The 15,414-nt window shown below is 46.6% G+C and carries 12 protein-coding genes and 1 tRNA gene; 5 read left to right on the plus strand and 8 right to left on the minus strand.

Annotated features, from left to right (window positions below; genetic code table 11):
- Window positions 1–33: 33 nt before the first annotated feature.
- Window positions 34–636, plus strand: a complete 603-nt coding sequence (purN, locus tag CR164_RS07325) for a phosphoribosylglycinamide formyltransferase (protein WP_110023271.1) — start codon at window positions 34–36, stop codon at window positions 634–636.
- Window positions 633–1,304, plus strand: coding sequence for a radical SAM protein (locus CR164_RS07330; RefSeq protein WP_110023272.1), 672 nt, complete (start codon window positions 633–635; stop codon window positions 1,302–1,304). Before purN ends, CR164_RS07330 begins: the two co-directional genes overlap by 4 nt.
- A gap of 43 nt (window positions 1,305–1,347) precedes the next feature.
- On the opposite strand, the gene CR164_RS07335 is transcribed toward CR164_RS07330, so the two are convergent.
- Window positions 1,348–2,328, minus strand: coding sequence for a glycosyltransferase family 2 protein (locus tag CR164_RS07335; RefSeq protein WP_110023273.1), 981 nt, complete (start codon window positions 2,326–2,328; stop codon window positions 1,348–1,350).
- Window positions 2,329–2,453: 125 nt separating this feature from the next.
- Here CR164_RS07335 and nfo point away from each other — a divergent pair, with 125 nt between their 5' ends.
- Window positions 2,454–3,308, plus strand: coding sequence for a deoxyribonuclease IV (gene nfo, locus CR164_RS07340; RefSeq protein WP_110023274.1), 855 nt, complete (start codon window positions 2,454–2,456; stop codon window positions 3,306–3,308).
- Window positions 3,309–3,731: 423 nt separating this feature from the next.
- Here nfo and CR164_RS07350 read toward each other — a convergent pair whose 3' ends face one another.
- The gene (locus CR164_RS07350; RefSeq protein WP_110023276.1) at window positions 3,732–4,604 is read right to left on the minus strand and encodes a cell division protein FtsX; all 873 of its coding nucleotides are present in this window, start codon (window positions 4,602–4,604) and stop codon (window positions 3,732–3,734) included.
- 267 nt (window positions 4,605–4,871) lie between these two features.
- Here CR164_RS07350 and CR164_RS07360 point away from each other — a divergent pair.
- A tRNA-Ala gene (locus CR164_RS07360) sits at window positions 4,872–4,944 on the plus strand.
- A gap of 248 nt (window positions 4,945–5,192) precedes the next feature.
- On the plus strand, window positions 5,193–6,695 hold the full coding sequence (gene purF / locus CR164_RS07365; protein ID WP_110023278.1) for an amidophosphoribosyltransferase: 1,503 nt from the start codon (window positions 5,193–5,195) through the stop codon (window positions 6,693–6,695).
- Between the two features lie 2 nt (window positions 6,696–6,697).
- Here the strand turns inward: purF and CR164_RS07370 are convergent, their stop codons facing one another.
- From CR164_RS07370 to CR164_RS07395, 6 genes are all read right to left on the minus strand, one after another.
- Window positions 6,698–7,147, minus strand: coding sequence for a TraR/DksA family transcriptional regulator (locus tag CR164_RS07370; RefSeq protein ID WP_110023279.1), 450 nt, complete (start codon window positions 7,145–7,147; stop codon window positions 6,698–6,700).
- A 125-nt stretch (window positions 7,148–7,272) separates the two neighbouring features.
- A complete protein-coding gene (gene ileS / locus CR164_RS07375) occupies window positions 7,273–10,515 on the minus strand; it encodes an isoleucine--tRNA ligase (RefSeq protein ID WP_110023280.1) in 3,243 nt (1,080 codons plus the stop codon).
- Between the two features lie 164 nt (window positions 10,516–10,679).
- Window positions 10,680–10,904, minus strand: a complete 225-nt coding sequence (locus CR164_RS07380) for a hypothetical protein (RefSeq protein WP_110023281.1) — start codon at window positions 10,902–10,904, stop codon at window positions 10,680–10,682.
- Window positions 10,905–11,066: 162 nt separating this feature from the next.
- Window positions 11,067–11,873 (minus strand): DUF3298 and DUF4163 domain-containing protein, encoded by an 807-nt coding sequence (locus CR164_RS07385; protein WP_110023282.1) that lies wholly within the window; start codon window positions 11,871–11,873, stop codon window positions 11,067–11,069.
- 112 nt (window positions 11,874–11,985) lie between these two features.
- On the minus strand, window positions 11,986–12,564 hold the full coding sequence (locus CR164_RS07390; RefSeq protein ID WP_110023283.1) for a hypothetical protein: 579 nt from the start codon (window positions 12,562–12,564) through the stop codon (window positions 11,986–11,988).
- Between the two features lie 465 nt (window positions 12,565–13,029).
- A complete protein-coding gene (locus tag CR164_RS07395) occupies window positions 13,030–15,315 on the minus strand; it encodes a tetratricopeptide repeat protein (protein WP_110023284.1) in 2,286 nt (761 codons plus the stop codon).
- Between the last annotated feature and the right edge of the window lie 99 nt (window positions 15,316–15,414).

The raw sequence follows: 15,414 nt of genomic DNA on the forward strand, positions 1-15,414 counted from the left end.
AATAAATCGTCAATGTAATCAAATATCCAATAAATGGCCAACCGTAAAACCCGTCTGGCGGCTTTCTGTTCAGGTACCGGTTCGAACTTTCAGTCTCTGTACTATGCTATCGATGAGCGCCGTCTACCGGCTGAATTTTCCCTCTGCCTCTCCAACCGTTCAGAATGTGGTGCAATCGTTTTTGCCAGACAGCATGGCATACCGACAGTTCATCTCTCCGAAAAGCAGTACGATACACACGAAGAATTCGCAGCTGCAATGCTCACATCACTCGAAGAACATGCAATCGAATACATCCTGCTTGCCGGCTATTTGAGAAAAGTACCGGAAACCGTAGTCAATGCTTATTCCTTCAGAATCCTCAACATCCATCCTGCATTGCTGCCCGATTTCGGCGGCCCGGGCATGTACGGCATCAATGTTCATAAAGCCGTGCTCGAAGCCGGCAGTAAAGAGTCCGGAGCCACCGTGCACTATGTTGACCCGGAATACGACAAAGGTCCTATTGTGCTCCAACGAAAAGTCCCTGTCGAACCCGGAGACACTCCGGAATCACTCGCGGCACGAGTCCTCAAATGTGAGCACCAGCTCTACCCCGATGCTCTTGAAAAACTCCTTATCGCAGAGGAATTATGAGTGAAACCCTGCTTGTCAATGAAATATTCCTCTCCATTCAGGGTGAATCGACCTACGCCGGATGGCCCTGCATATTTACCCGCCTTTCGGGATGCGACAGCTCTTGTACCTGGTGCGACACCCGCTACGCCTCAGGTAAAGAAGGCAAAAACATGACCATCACCGAAATAATCAACCAGATAGAGTCTTACGACACTCCGCTTATAGAAATAACAGGCGGAGAACCGCTGTTGCAGGAAAACGTCTATGCGCTCATGCGGCAACTTTGTGATCGGGGCCATACACTGCTGCTCGAAACCGGAGGTTTTGTTCCTGTCGATCGCGTTGATCCTCGGGTCCATAAGATAATAGACCTGAAAGCACCTTCGTCGGGGGAAAGTGAAAAAAACTGCCTGAAAAACATCGAATATGTCATTGCATCTTCAGTTCTTCAGAAAAAAACTTTTGAGTTTAAACTGATCATCGCTTCCCGACAAGATTACGAATGGGCAAAAAACCTGCTGAGCAGCTGGGGCCTGACCGATCACTGTACAGTGCTCATGGGTACGGTTTTCGGCAGGCTGGATCCTGCAGAACTTGCAAAATGGATCCTTGAAGATCACCTCCATGTAAAGCTGCAGCTTCAACTGCACAAATACATCTGGAACCCGGACACACGAGGAGTGTAGCATTCAAAACAAACGCAAAAAGACAGGCCTCGGCATCCTTTTTTTACCTCTTCTCCTCTTGAACGTTCATCGTTTCCCTGACAGTATAATGAAGGGTTCTGGATGCATCACGGGTCAACATCTCACCCAGGAGTCCGATAGAGAAAAATTGTACAGCCAGAATGATGAGAAGAATACCCAGAAAAAGAATCGGACGGTTCACAACCGCCTCATTGAAAAAAACTTTTCCTATCGTCACATAAAGGCTGATCCCGAAACCTACAAGAAAACTTAAAAGACTCAACATACCGAAAAAGTGCATCGGCTGCCGTAGGTAACGAGTGATGAACAGCACCGTAAGGAAATCGAACAGACCCGGAAAAATGCGTGAAGTACCGAACTTGGTTTTGCCGAACCTGCGGGGATTATGTTTCACAGGAATCTCCGATACCCCGAAACCGTTCCATCGCGCAAGAACCGGAATATAGCGATGCATTTCACCGTACAAATCGAGCGACTGTATAACTTTTTTGCGGTATGCTTTCAAACCGCAGTTGAAATCATGCAGCGCAATTCCGGTAAACAGCCTGGTTGTCATGTTGAAAACTCTCGAAGGAATTGTTTTGGATAACGGATCGTTACGCTCTCTTTTCCATCCACTTACAAGATCATAACCTTCCTGAAGCTTTTCGATAAGACATTTGATAGCAAAAGGATCGTCCTGTAAATCAGCATCGAGCGTAACAATATACTCCCCTTCCGCATACTTGAAACCCGCCGAAAGTGCAGCGGTCTTACCGAAATTTCGTTGTAGAGAAACCAGCTTAAGCTCGGGTTTGCGCACAATCTCTTCACGGATAAAATCCAATGAGCCATCCGTCGAACCATCATCGATCATCAAAAGCTCAAATGAAAACGGCTGCTTAAAAAGACCTTGCAACTCCTTATCCGACATGGCCTCGAAAAGCTGGTCGAGGAGCAGGGGCAAAGACTCCTCTTCATTATAGAAAGGAACGATAACGGAAAGAAGAGGAGTTGGCTGCATGGCATTTTTTTGTTAGATATGGTGTGCTGAAAAAAAATGTACACAATAGGATACAAAAACAGTAAGGAATAAAGAGCTCGACAGCCCTTTTTCCCATAGTTCTGAACGCTAAATCCATCACCATAATGCGACACATCGGGGCACATGTCAGTATTGCAGGCGGAGTAGAAAACGCGCCTCTTCGCGCAGAGAAAATAGGAGCAACCGCTTTTGCCATGTTCACCAAAAATCAACGCCAGTGGAAAGCCCCCGCTTTGACAGAAGAAACAGTACGTGCATTTGCAAACAATTGTAAAACCTGCGGTTTCGACCCTTTATACATTCTGCCACATGATAGCTACCTGATCAATCTCGGCAGTCCGAACATTGAAAAGCTCAACCGTTCGCGCCTGGCATTTATCGACGAAATGAAGCGCACCGAAGCACTTGGACTGATAAACCTTAACTTTCACCCTGGAAGCCATCTGCGGGAAATCCCGGAGGAGCAGTGCCTTGAGACAATCGCGGAATCTATCAACCAGGCTCTGAAAGCCACAGCAAAGGCAAAAGCAGTGCTGGAAAACACCGCCGGTCAGGGGTCCAATCTCGGCCATTCTTTTGAACAGCTTGCCTTTATCATTGAAAGAGTTGACAATAAGGAAAGGATTGGTGTCTGCCTCGACACCTGCCATCTTTTTGCAGCAGGCTATGATTTACGAGACAAAACAGCTGTCGCAGATACATTTTCCTTGTTCGATGCGTCAATAGGCATTGATTATCTGAAAGGCATGCACCTCAACGACGCAAAGTTAGAGCTGAACAGCAGGCGTGACCGTCACGAAAGTATCGGCAAAGGAAAAATCGGGATTGCAGGTTTTGAAGCCGTCATGCAGCATCCTGCAACCAGAAACATCCCGCTGATTCTTGAAACCCCGCAACCTGAAATCTGGCCTGAAGAAATCGCCCTCCTTTCGAGCCTGGAGAAACATGATGCACCTTGAAAAATTTCCCGGATTTGAGTAGAAATGAACAATGACCGATGAAACGTTTTCCAACTGAAGCCAATATTATCTGTGGATCCACCGACTTTCCTGCTACAGATATATCGAATTGGATGCTGCGCTCTTACAAAATCCGAACATCCATTTCACAGGGCGACATGCTCCCCCCTCATCTTGTCATCCTCGGGCAAGCGAAGCGCGACCCGGGGATCCATAAGACACATCCTCTCTTGACCTTTACCTTCTCACTTTGGCATTCCCGGGTTTGACCCCAGAATCCATCATCCACCTCGCCGGCCAGGATTGATCCCACATCTCTGTTATATCCGAACATCCATTTCACAGGACGACATGATCTTTCGTGCAGAAAAGGCTCCATGAACCGGTTACCGGCTTCCCTTGGCTCGTGGTCCGCACTGAAACTCATGCTTTTCGCAGATATTTCCTCACCGACAAGGTGCTTCCGAAAATGCCCAGAAAAAAGCCGAGACCGATAAGAACCGGGTAAACCAGAAAAGTAGAAGGATGAAGAACCTCATATATTCCTGGCTCATAACGCAGAAGCAGTTGGTCCGATAACAGATATATTGCAAGTGAGGCAAACCCTCCTGCCAGTACCCCTTGAATCCCTCCCTCGATGACGTAAGGAGCGCTGATAAACCAGTTAGCTGCTCCAACCAGACGCATGGTCTTGATTCTCTGCTGACGGGAATAGATCGCGAGACGAATGGTATAACCAACCAGAACCACTGTCGCTATGGCGATGAGAATGCCGGTCGCTGCTGTAAGAACGGTAAAGAGACGAGCATTATCTTCGAGCTGTTGCAGAAAAACTTTGTTGTACCGAATATCGAGTGAAGGGTCAAAAGCTTTTATCGAAGCGACAATAACCTGAAGGCTGTCGGGCCCAGCATAACGAGGCTGAAGAAGAACTTTCGCTGAGCGAGGAAGGGGATTTATACCGAGAATCTCAACAATATCACGACCGAACTCCCGATTGAAAATGACTGCAGCACTGTCTTTTGAAACATATGTCACCTTTTTTACTCCATCCAGAGACTCGATGCCATCCTTGGATTTCTGCACCGCTTCATCTGAAGATGCATCGGGAAAAAACACCTCTATCTCGACTCTACCCCGAACTTCATCGATGATATCAAAAAAACTCAAGGAAATCGTAGCAAACAAACCAAGTAGTACAAGTGCAAAAAAGCCAACGACAATCGTTACCGCAGCAGGCAACTTTGCACGCAAAATACCGGAAAACCCCTCTTTGATCACAAAAAAAAGATTCATAGCCCCATAGAAATTCTTGTTTAAAATCCTGCCGATATTTCCGAAAAACGCGAGTAGTGCTTTTCATCCTGTTCAAAACAAGAACCAGGCATAAAAAACCTTTTGTATTTTTTCTCTAAAGTCGTCATACCTACCTGTAAAGTAGAAGCAAAAAACAATATGCACAATTTGAAAACCAGACTCACCCGGAAACTCGGATCAAGCAAGGAAAAAACAAAACCAGTTGGAAATAAAAGTTTTTTTTCTCATAATTAACAGCTATAAGTTGGGGCTATAGCTCAGTTGGTAGAGCATTTGCATGGCATGCAAAGGGTCAGGAGTTCGAGTCTCCTTAGCTCCACGAGTCACCGAACAGTCTCAAAAGGTTTATAAGCCGCTGCATCTTTTCTTTTTTGCAGTGGCTTTTTTCGTTAACATCGATTGCCATATTTTCAGCAAAAAGCACGCACTGCAGACAGAAATAACAAAGCGACGGCCCGTTCTGTTTAAACAGAAAAAATTTTTTATAATTAGCGCTTGTTATTTTACCTTCAATTGGCAACTTTAATAGCAGGAAATTCACAAAATCTTAACATTTGAAGGAGTCCTATGTGCGGCGTTTTCGGCGTATATAATTCTAAAACTCCTGCAGAAGATACGTTCTATGGGTTGTACTCTCTACAGCATAGAGGACAGGAAGCTGCAGGAATAGTTGTAGCAGAATACGACGAAAACAAACACAAGACTATATACCGCCAGCACAAAGGCATGGGTTTGGTCGCCGAAGTATTCAAAGATCCGGCAATATTCAAGAAACTACCGGGCCATGCGGCAATCGGCCATAACCGGTACTCCACGACCGGAGCTTCAAAGTCCACAAGCAACATACAGCCGTTTTCTCTGACGTACCGGTCGGGCAACCTCGCCATCGCGCACAACGGTAATCTTACCAATTCGCGTACATTACGCAAGGAGCTCACGGAGCGAGGCATTATTTTCCAGGCTTCATCCGATACCGAAATCATTCCTCATCTTGCAGCGCTCAGCAAAGAAAAGGAACCGGTTCATCAGATCTATCACGCACTCCGTCAAGTCAAGGGGGCGTTTTCTCTCGTCATCCTTGCCAACGATCAGCTGATTGCCGCCCGCGACCCCTATGGCGTCAGACCCCTGGCTCTTGGCAAAACCACCGACCCGGATACCGGCGACGCAATTTTTTATGTAGCCAGTGAAACCTGTGCGTTCGATATACTTTCAGTAGATTACGTAAGGGATATCGAGCCTGGAGAAATTCTGCTTATTGATAAGACCTCGATCAGAACCCATAAACCTATATCACTGTATCTGCCTCCTTCAAAAAGAAAAGCCCGCTGCATTTTCGAATATGTCTACTTCGCAAGACCCGACAGCCTTGTTTTCACTCATTCTGTCGATAAGATACGACGCAACCTCGGCAAAAATCTTGCCCGTGAGTCCATGGTCGAACCATCGAACGATGACAAGCACCAGATCGTTGTCAGCGTACCGGACTCATCCAATACAGCTGCTCTCGGTTTTGTGCGCGAAAGCAACAAGATATGCCGTCCGGCACGCTTCGAACATGGTCTGATACGAAACCATTACGTTGGAAGGACGTTTATCCAACCAGGCAAGCAGAGCAGAGAAATCAAAGTACGCTCGAAATACAACATTATACGCGGTGTTCTTCAAGACCGACAAATCGTCGTTATTGACGACTCGATCGTACGCGGGACAACAGCGAAAATGCTTATAAAGCTCATTCGCGAAGCGAATCCAAAAGAAATTCACCTGCATATCAGCTCCGCCCCGATAACCAACCCCTGCTTTTACGGCATGGACTTTCCAACAAAAGGCCAGTTGCTGACCTACCTGTTTGCCGACACGAAAGACCATGACGAAGAAGTCGAAAAAATACGGGAATACATCGGCGTCGATTCACTTAAATACCTGTCACTTCAAGGCATGCTGAATAGTGCGCCGAGATTTGAAAATGAAACTCAAAGCTACTGCACCGCCTGTTTCACCGGTGACTATCCGATTAGCATGGACGATGCAACAACTGACAAGGAAGAGTACGATAACGAAGAATAAATTTACCCTTTCTTCTTGTTTTCTTTGAACTCAATTCGAACTGAGGTATGGGGAACGGCTTCGAGGCGTTTTTTCGGAATAGGTTTGCCTGACTTGGCGCAAACACCGTAAGTTTTGTTTCTGATTCGTTCAAGAGCCTGATCTATATACCCTAAATATTTCTCGTCACGGGCAATAAACATGAATCGTTGCTCACGATCCATAGTTTCCGTGCCATGATCCGCCATATGCATGGAATAGTTCGAGTTGATCGAATCTTCCACGCTCTCCTCTGAAAGCGAGGAACGTAGAATATCGAGATCACGCAGTACCTCTTCACGACGCTTCAGAAGAAGCTGCTTAAAATGCTCCAACTCTTCATCCGACAAATAGGTATGAATGACTTTGGTAGGACCTTCAGGTATTTCTTTCTCTTTTTTACTGGTACTGGCTGTGCTGCTTTTTCTGGGCATGGTATCTATATCCAGTTTACTGGTTCAAGCTATACGGAGAACAAACCTATGATAAACGATTGTTACATGGCGGCTGCGAACAAAGACGATACTTTTATCTTTGGAAAAACACGGTAATTATAACATTAGCATTTGGATTTATCAAGCACTAAACGGCATAATTCACCGTTTATGCTTTCTTCCCGACCTTCCGAAACGGTATCGAAGGAAACAATATCAAGTGCCACGGCAAGTGTTTCCTGCTTGATATAATCGCTGTTCGCTTCAACTGCAAGCATAACCTTTTGGCTTCCGGCAACCTGTAATATAATTCTATCGGTAATTTCCAGGCCGCTATCTTTCCTGAACGCCTGAATCCTGCTTACCAGCTCTCGTGCAAGCCCGAGCATTTCCAGTTCGGGAGTAATTTCAGTATCGAGTGCCACCATAACGCCATGAGCATCATCGGAAGCGACAAGCCAACCTTCAATATCTTCACGGCTGATGATAACATCTTCACGCGTAATGACATAGCTTTGACCATCGACATCGAGCTCCAGAGCGCCCTTACCCTCAAGCAGAGAAATCTGCTTGTGGGTCAACACCCTTATAGAGTCGGCAATTTGTTTTACCGCCTTACCGTACCGGGGCCCAAGAGACTTGAAATCAGGTTTAGCCTTTTTACTAACCACCGAACTCTCATCCTCGATGTACTCGACCGTCTGTACATTGACCTCATCAATAATGATATCCCTTACTTTCTCATATTCCGCCCTGTCAGCAGTGTCATCAACAGCGAGCATGATACGTTTCAAAGGCTGACGAACTTTGATGGAAGCTCTTTCACGCATGGTACGGACCAGAGATGTAACAATCTGCGCTTTCTTCATCCGATGCTCGAGGGGCTTGTCTATTGCCTCTTTATCGACCGATGGCAGTTCACAGAGGTGCACTGATTCCCAAGACTCTCTGCCGGTGACCCCATTCAGGCTCATGTAGATCCGGTCGGCAATAAACGGCGTAAAGGGTGCCAGGAGTTTGGCCACCGTCTCAAGGCACTCGTAAAGCGTCTGGTATGCTGCGAGTTTGTCCTGTCCCATCTCTCCTTTCCAGAAACGCTTTCTTGAACGGCGTATATACCAGTTGGAAAGATCATCCACCGTAAAGTCATTGATCAACCGTATTGCACCGGTAAGATCATACTGCTGCATGCGTAACTCCACACCCGAAACCAGAGAATGAAGGCAGGAAACAGCCCATCGGTCCAACCCGGAACGCTCTGACACCGGAATGATATCCTCGACAAAAGTAAAACCGTCAACATTCGCATACATGACAAAAAAATTGTAACTGTTGACGAATGCACGGAAAAATTTGCGCTGCTCCTCCTCTATCTCATCCGGGTTGAAAGACTTCGGCCTCCAAGGAGGGCTGGACAACATAAGGTACCAACGCAGTGCATCGGCACCATATTTCTCCATCGTTTCAAACGGATTGACCACATTTCCTTTCGACTTGGACATTTTTTGACCATTGCGATCGAGAATATGACCGTTAACAACAAGATTCCGGTATGCCGGTTTGTCAAAAATCAATGTTCCGATGGCATGAAGAGTATAAAACCATCCTCTTGTCTGATCGACACCCTCTGCGATAAAATCTGCAGGAAATGTTTTCTCGAAAAGCTCTTTGTTCTCAAACGGATAGTGCAGCTGAGCAAACGGCATGGAGCCGCTGTCAAACCAGACATCGATCAATTCCGGTGTACGGTTGAACCGTTTTCCTTCCTTGATGAAATATATCCTATCGACAAACGGCTTATGCAGATCAAGCTCGACCAATCCTTCAGCAAGGGCATCGTCGAGGCGATACTGCTTTGCGCCGATATCGATAAACCCATCCTTCAGTTCCTCGACGGAACCAACGGCAAACACCTTTCCGGAATCAGGACCGTCTCCGATCACAAAATCATCTGCCACCCATATGGGCAGCGGCGTCCCCCAGAACCGTTCACGTGAAAGGGCCCAATCTTTATTTTCTTCAAGCCAGTTCCCGAACCTTCCGGCTCCGATTTCCGGAGGACACCAGTTGATATGGCGATTATGCTCTACCATCCGGTCGGCAATACTTGTGGTCCTGATATACCACGACTCACGCGCATAGTAGAGAACAGGCACATCATAACGCCAGGAAAACGGATAAGCATGCGTAATGGTTTCCTTTTTAAAGAGCTTTCCTTCTTCCTTCAACCGCCGGATAATCAACGGATCGGCATCCTTGAAAAACATCCCGTCGTATTCGGGAATCTCCGCTGTAAAGCAACCGTTTCGCGCAACCGGCTGCAGCATTGGAAGATCATACTTTTTCGAGAGTTCATAATCGTCCGCGCCGAACGCCGGAGCGATATGAACGATACCCGTTCCATCTCCGGTAGAAACAAAATCACCTTCGGCCACGTACCAGCATGGCTTCTCGGGGTGCGCCCAGCTAAACAACGGCTCGTACTCGATCCCGGCAAGCAGGCTACCCTTGAAAGAATCCAGAAAAACAAGCTCCTCATCCTCTCCCATTTGCTGCTCGAGCACCCGGAGACACGATTTGGCAAGAATATAGACCTCATCCTTCGGCGTTCTTACCTTGACATATTCAACATCGGGTCCGACACAAAGCGCAACGTTGGAAATCAGTGTCCAAGGAGTTGTCGTCCATACCAGAAAATATTCATCGGCATCTTTCACCTTGAACTTCACATAGACACTCGGATCCTTTACTTCTTTATATCCAAGCGCAAGTTCATGCGAACTCAACACGGTTTCAGATTTCGGATCCTGAGGGACGATCTTGTAATCCTTGTAAATGAGACCCTTATCGAAAATCGTCTTCAAGGCCCACCAGACAGACTCGATATAGTCATTGGTGCATGTTATATAAGGATCGTCCATATCGACCCAATATCCCATCAGCTCTGTCAACCTGCCCCATCCCTCGCGGTTATCGTCGATATGATGATAAACCAGTTTCTTTGCTTCGGCATTGAACTCACCGGCCCCGTATTCTTCAACCTGAGCCTTGTTTTTCAATCCGAGATTCTTTTCGACCGAAATTTCAACCGGCAGTCCATGGGTATCCCAACCGGCTTTGCGAGGAACCTTGTAGCCCTGCATCGATTTGAAACGACAAACAATGTCCTTGATCGTTCTGCTGAAAACATGATGGACGCCCGGTTTTCCATTGACCGTCGGAGGTCCTTCATAGAACGAAAAGATGTTGTTACCCGGTTTGTCAAGGCTTTTGTGGAAAATATCATGCTCTTTCCAGAACGCTAACACTTCAGCCTCAACGCTGCTGTAAGGCACGTTGGAAGGATACTCGGGAAATTTATCAGGCATTGTCTGTTTGCAGTCAATAAGAAGAAAAAAACTCGCTATCAATCAGGCATGGAATATAGCGCCGGAAAACAGTAAAGGCAAGCCCTTCTCAGATAAAAGGCTTGCCTTGGCAAAATTCAATATAGTACCTGGCTTTGACAGGCTTTTTCAGCCTATCGGCTCAGCTACTTACTGCCCTGATTATTATTGAGCGATTTACTGATACCTTCAAGTATCTGCTGAGCAACCGAGTTGACCGACTCAAGAGCCTGAACAAGCATATTGCCAACTGGAGTAAGGGTATTATCAAGAAGGGAACCTACACCTGTAAGGATAGTCGATACATCCCCCTTTATGGTTTGAGGACCACCTTCCTGCTGCTGTTCCTGGGATTTGATTTCTTCAGCCATGTACCGTTGGATTTTAAATTATGAATTTACAGCGATAGTAACCATTAAATGAATGGATTCAAAATAACACAATTATCAAAGCATTCAAAACCAGAGCAGGATTCTCTTTCCCTCTCGAAACGATGATAAAGACAAACGATCCGGTTATCAGTAACCCACCCCCTATAACTCCCTGAACTGCGGTTTCAAAATATTTTCCAGATCGCCATAAGGAAGATCTATTGTTGTCGGGCCAACCGCATAAGGAGCGATCTCGTAGTTATTGTAGAAAAAGGAAACGCCTTGGCCGGTCAACGCAAAGTTGCCGTTAAATTCGATAACGTTATCGAATAGCATACCTTTCTCCCCGTCAAGCCTGTCAGCTGGCGTTAATCCTTTCATCTCCCGGTATCTGCTATCGATCAGTTTATTCAAACGCTCTTCAAACCCCTGAACAAAAACATCATCGAGCCCGAGACGTGTTCCTTTAACCGCATCGAAAACAAAGAATTGCGTATAACTGTTTCCATGCGCTCCGCCAGTGAACGCGTAATAAGAAAGATCCACCGTCAAGAGACCTGACCGGTTCAGCAGTACAGAACCATCGAGATCGAACTGATACGGCCAACTGACCGAAAACTCTTTTTGAACCGATTCGTATTCAGCAAAAAATTCATCGGCAAGCTGCTCGATGGTTATATTTCCGGAATCATCCGGGGCCGCATTCACTGCCGAACTATCGGCAATCCAACCCAAAAGATAACTGTTGAAGGTTTCTGCGTGCTCACCATCTGAAAAAACCGGATAGCTGACCCTAAAGGAGGTTTTGTTCTCTCCCGCCGCCCCGTCAGCCTGGTAGATCTTTTCAACCGTTTTCATTTCATAGCCAAGGGCTTGAGCATCCTTTTCAATGTTTCCATTACATGCTGCAGCAAAAACAAGAAGAAGCCCGATGGCAACGACATACATGGATGGAGAAAAATTTTTCATAAGTGACCGCTGTTTAAAAGTGAAAGCATATTACATGATTGTTTTCCTGACTGATTACCTCGCACAAATAAAAAAACCAACTTCCTGAAACATGAAGTTGGCTTCTATAACGTTACTGCCTTGAATCCTTGAAACGCACTATCGTTCCATCCTCGGTCAGGACACAGACCCCCCGATGGTAACCAGCAGCGACATCGACTCTGTAATGACCATTTTTCTCGTTATAGGTCGAACTGAGGGGCGTAGCGCTTCCACGGGGAATATTCCAGAACCTTTCCGCCTCCTTTAATGCGACTCTTTTGACCTTGCCAGTTGCAGCGTGACGGTTCTTATCCCATTTGTTGCGCTGATTATGGCTTATACGAATATCACGTTCATCGAAGCCGGACTTATAGCCATGCCTGTAGGCCTTCGTATTGTTATAGTTGTTGCGTGCAGAATTATGCAGACCGTCGCGATAACCACGTTCAAACTCAGCCTTGTCACTGGAATTTTCATACCGTACACCATCGGGATAGTGACCATCATGGTGCGACAAAGCCGCTACACCAAGAATAGCTGCTGCCGCTACCGCAGCAACCGCGGCCTCTTGAGCACCATCCCCCTCTTTGGCGATGACAGGTAACGGATTGATCATCGAGATCGAAAGAATAAAAGCCGCAACGATATACACGTTTTTTTTAAAATCCATGGTATAGCCTCCTTTTGATTTGTTGAACGCTTTCCTGACCCGACACGTCGCTTTTCGGAAACATCTTCACAGATTCAGCCAACAGCTCTGAACATCCTTCGAGGACAGCAACCAATGCAACACCGACGCACTTGAATACACCTTGCTGTATCAAAGCTAAAAGACAGTAACTGCTTTTGGGATAGTGCTACTGGAACCTTTTTAACCGGCCAAGCTCTTGTTCCTGCAAAAAAACCGTAAAGAAAGCCCGGGCTGAACTTGCCCTAATATAAAGGAGGGGAAAAACGACAGAACGACTGCTTCAATAAGCTGTCTCCCGCTCTTATAAAAAGTAAAACGCGACTTCAAAAACATTGTCTATGCGAAATAAGTACCGTGTTTGCTTTTAACCGAAAAAGAAATGTATAAGTTTCGGTTTTCAGGAACCACCGTGAACCGGACATCGCTCTTTTTCGAAGATATGACTCACTGCAGCTTCCTTAAAAGCTCCTCAGCATCCCGGTGAACAGGAACCCGCTGGAGCAGGTAGCGGGCAAAATCTTTTGCTTTTTCGATTTCACCCGTATCGAGGTAGAAATTTGCCAGTGTCCAAAAATATTCCCGATTCAATGGATCAGTTTCGATCACCTGCATCAAAGCCTTCTCAGCCTTCTCCCATTGACGCATTTTCAGAAAAACAAGACCTTGGTTATAGCGAACTCGAGAATACTCAGGCATTCCATCAGCCGCTCTTCCCAGGTAAACTGCAGCTTCTTCGTATTCCTCGATTTCAGCGAGTAAAAGTCCGAGAGAGTAGGAAATAGCATATTGCTCAGGCCGCTCTTGGACCACCTCCCTGAGCAATTGAGCCGCCTTTTTATTCTCTCCAAGCTGGTTGTATTGCATCGCCAGATTTACCTTGGCCGGATAAAACTGTTTATCAATCTCCAATGCCGCCGAATAGTATGCGATAGCTTTCTCAGGCTCCCGCAACGCCATGGCCAGGTTCCCCAGGTTATAGCGCTGAGGAGCAAAATCGCTGTTGTAGATCATCGCCTCCCGATACTCTTCCAACGCAACGAAAAACTGCTCTTTATCGTCCTTTTCAATGGCACTTTCGGAAACCGATGCAAGCACCAGGGCAGCCTCCATACGCACTGCTTTTACCTTATCATACAGTCTGGGCACCAGAAACCTCAGCTTTTCCCCCTCCGGTAAATAACCGAGGTTACGAACACCGACATAACGCAGCAAAGCGTGGGGTGACTGTAACGCCTGGATGAACACTTCTGTAGTTTTCGATCCTGGATAATTTCTCAACAGAGACAAAGCCGTCGCCCTGACTATTTCCGGCAAAATCTCATCCTGCGCCAATTGATAAAGATTCTCACGTTGATCGGCTCCCTCTTGAACACCGGCAAACACTTCACCGTAATGAACCCCCTTTTTTTCACCGTACCACTTCGTATAGTGCTGATTAACCCACTCGATACTTTTATCACTGTGGCACCCGCTCGCCGAACAGGAATTCGGGGTACCGATCGACAGGGACAAATCCGGCCGCGGAATACGAAAGCTGTGGTCCAGCCTGTAGTCGTTTCCCATGTAGGTGCGACCGGGCATGTGACATTTTATGCACTGTGCCCCATCGTTGGGTTTCCCTTCATGCTCGAGCTTATGGAAGTGATGTGAAGGTGTTTCATACTGCTCTTTACGATGACACTGCAGGCAGAGATCGTTTTTCTCCTTACGCAGCTTGAGACTGTGCACATTATGACAGTCACTGCATTGAACTCCTTCCATGTACATTTTGGACTGGACAAAGGAGCCGTAGACATACACCTCCTCGAGAATCTGACCATCGGGATAGTACAATCCCTCATCGAGAAGAGACGGCACCATCTTGTCGAGAATATCTCCCTCGTCATGAAAATTATCACCAAGCTGATAACGCCGGGAGTGACAGGAAGCACACATGGCTATCTGCTGCTTATTGGTAACCTCAGAACTATTAACCTTCAACCCGTAATTCCTCTCTTTGTCTCTTGCCCAAAATGGAGCATTCGCCCATTTGACATGCTCCGAACCCGGTCCATGGCACGCCTCACAACCTACATCGATTTCAAACCATGTCGTAGCGTAACTGTTGGTTTCACTGTCATATTTTTTCTCCAGCCTGGTTGAATGGCATTCCGCACACATACTGTTCCAGTTTTGACCGCTTTTTGTCCAGTGGAGCCAGTCGTCATGCCCGGCTATCTCATAAGGCGGCAATCTGTACCATTTGTTTTCACGGGAGTCCCAGGCAATATTCAAGCATTGCAACTTCCCTCCGGGAAAGGGTATCAGATATTGTTGAAGCGGAAAAAAACCAAATGTATGAGTCACCTGAAAGGTATCCAATGTTCCGTCCGGCCCTTCCGTTTCAACAAAGAAAGAGGAACCCTCCTTGAAGAAACGACTGGTCACCCCATTAAAAGGATCCGTGAACTGAACATCGTCGAAATCTCCGAGAACCGTGCTCTCTGTAGCGATATCCATCGCCTTGTCATGATGAGAACCTTGCCAGTCATGATAGGCTTCTTGGTGACATTTGCGGCACGCAGAAGACCCTACGAAGCCGGGGTCTTCTTCAACCGAAGCCAAGAACCGATATTGCTCATTAGCCACATAGAGAACAACTGCCGCAAAAAGCACAGCAAAAGTAATAACAACCGCGAACTTCCAACTTCGTGTGCCGGCTTTCGACTGTTTCTTATCAGTTGACGGCATGAAAAAAACAATTTCTCTCTCTCATCCTACCTTGACGACAAGAATTAGAGCGGCAACAGGAAAAAACCGACACTAGAGGAGCGTGGAACCCATTTTCAA

It is taken from the genome of Prosthecochloris marina, from assembly GCF_003182595.1.
GTDB classification, from domain to species: domain Bacteria; phylum Bacteroidota; class Chlorobiia; order Chlorobiales; family Chlorobiaceae; genus Prosthecochloris; species Prosthecochloris marina.

What these genes read in the sequence shown, in the direction of transcription:
- purN (WP_110023271.1), top strand. Translation starts at nt 34, where the DNA reads ATGGCCAACCGTAAAACCCGTCTGGCGGCTTTCTGTTCAGGTACCGGT.
- CR164_RS07330 (WP_110023272.1), top strand. Translation starts at nt 633, where the DNA reads ATGAGTGAAACCCTGCTTGTCAATGAAATATTCCTCTCCATTCAGGGT.
- CR164_RS07335 (WP_110023273.1), bottom strand. Translation starts at nt 2,328, where the DNA reads ATGCAGCCAACTCCTCTTCTTTCCGTTATCGTTCCTTTCTATAATGAA.
- nfo (WP_110023274.1), top strand. Translation starts at nt 2,454, where the DNA reads ATGCGACACATCGGGGCACATGTCAGTATTGCAGGCGGAGTAGAAAAC.
- CR164_RS07350 (WP_110023276.1), bottom strand. Translation starts at nt 4,604, where the DNA reads ATGAATCTTTTTTTTGTGATCAAAGAGGGGTTTTCCGGTATTTTGCGT.
- purF (WP_110023278.1), top strand. Translation starts at nt 5,193, where the DNA reads ATGTGCGGCGTTTTCGGCGTATATAATTCTAAAACTCCTGCAGAAGAT.
- CR164_RS07370 (WP_110023279.1), bottom strand. Translation starts at nt 7,147, where the DNA reads ATGCCCAGAAAAAGCAGCACAGCCAGTACCAGTAAAAAAGAGAAAGAA.
- ileS (WP_110023280.1), bottom strand. Translation starts at nt 10,515, where the DNA reads ATGCCTGATAAATTTCCCGAGTATCCTTCCAACGTGCCTTACAGCAGC.
- CR164_RS07380 (WP_110023281.1), bottom strand. Translation starts at nt 10,904, where the DNA reads ATGGCTGAAGAAATCAAATCCCAGGAACAGCAGCAGGAAGGTGGTCCT.
- CR164_RS07385 (WP_110023282.1), bottom strand. Translation starts at nt 11,873, where the DNA reads ATGAAAAATTTTTCTCCATCCATGTATGTCGTTGCCATCGGGCTTCTT.
- CR164_RS07390 (WP_110023283.1), bottom strand. Translation starts at nt 12,564, where the DNA reads ATGGATTTTAAAAAAAACGTGTATATCGTTGCGGCTTTTATTCTTTCG.
- CR164_RS07395 (WP_110023284.1), bottom strand. Translation starts at nt 15,315, where the DNA reads ATGCCGTCAACTGATAAGAAACAGTCGAAAGCCGGCACACGAAGTTGG.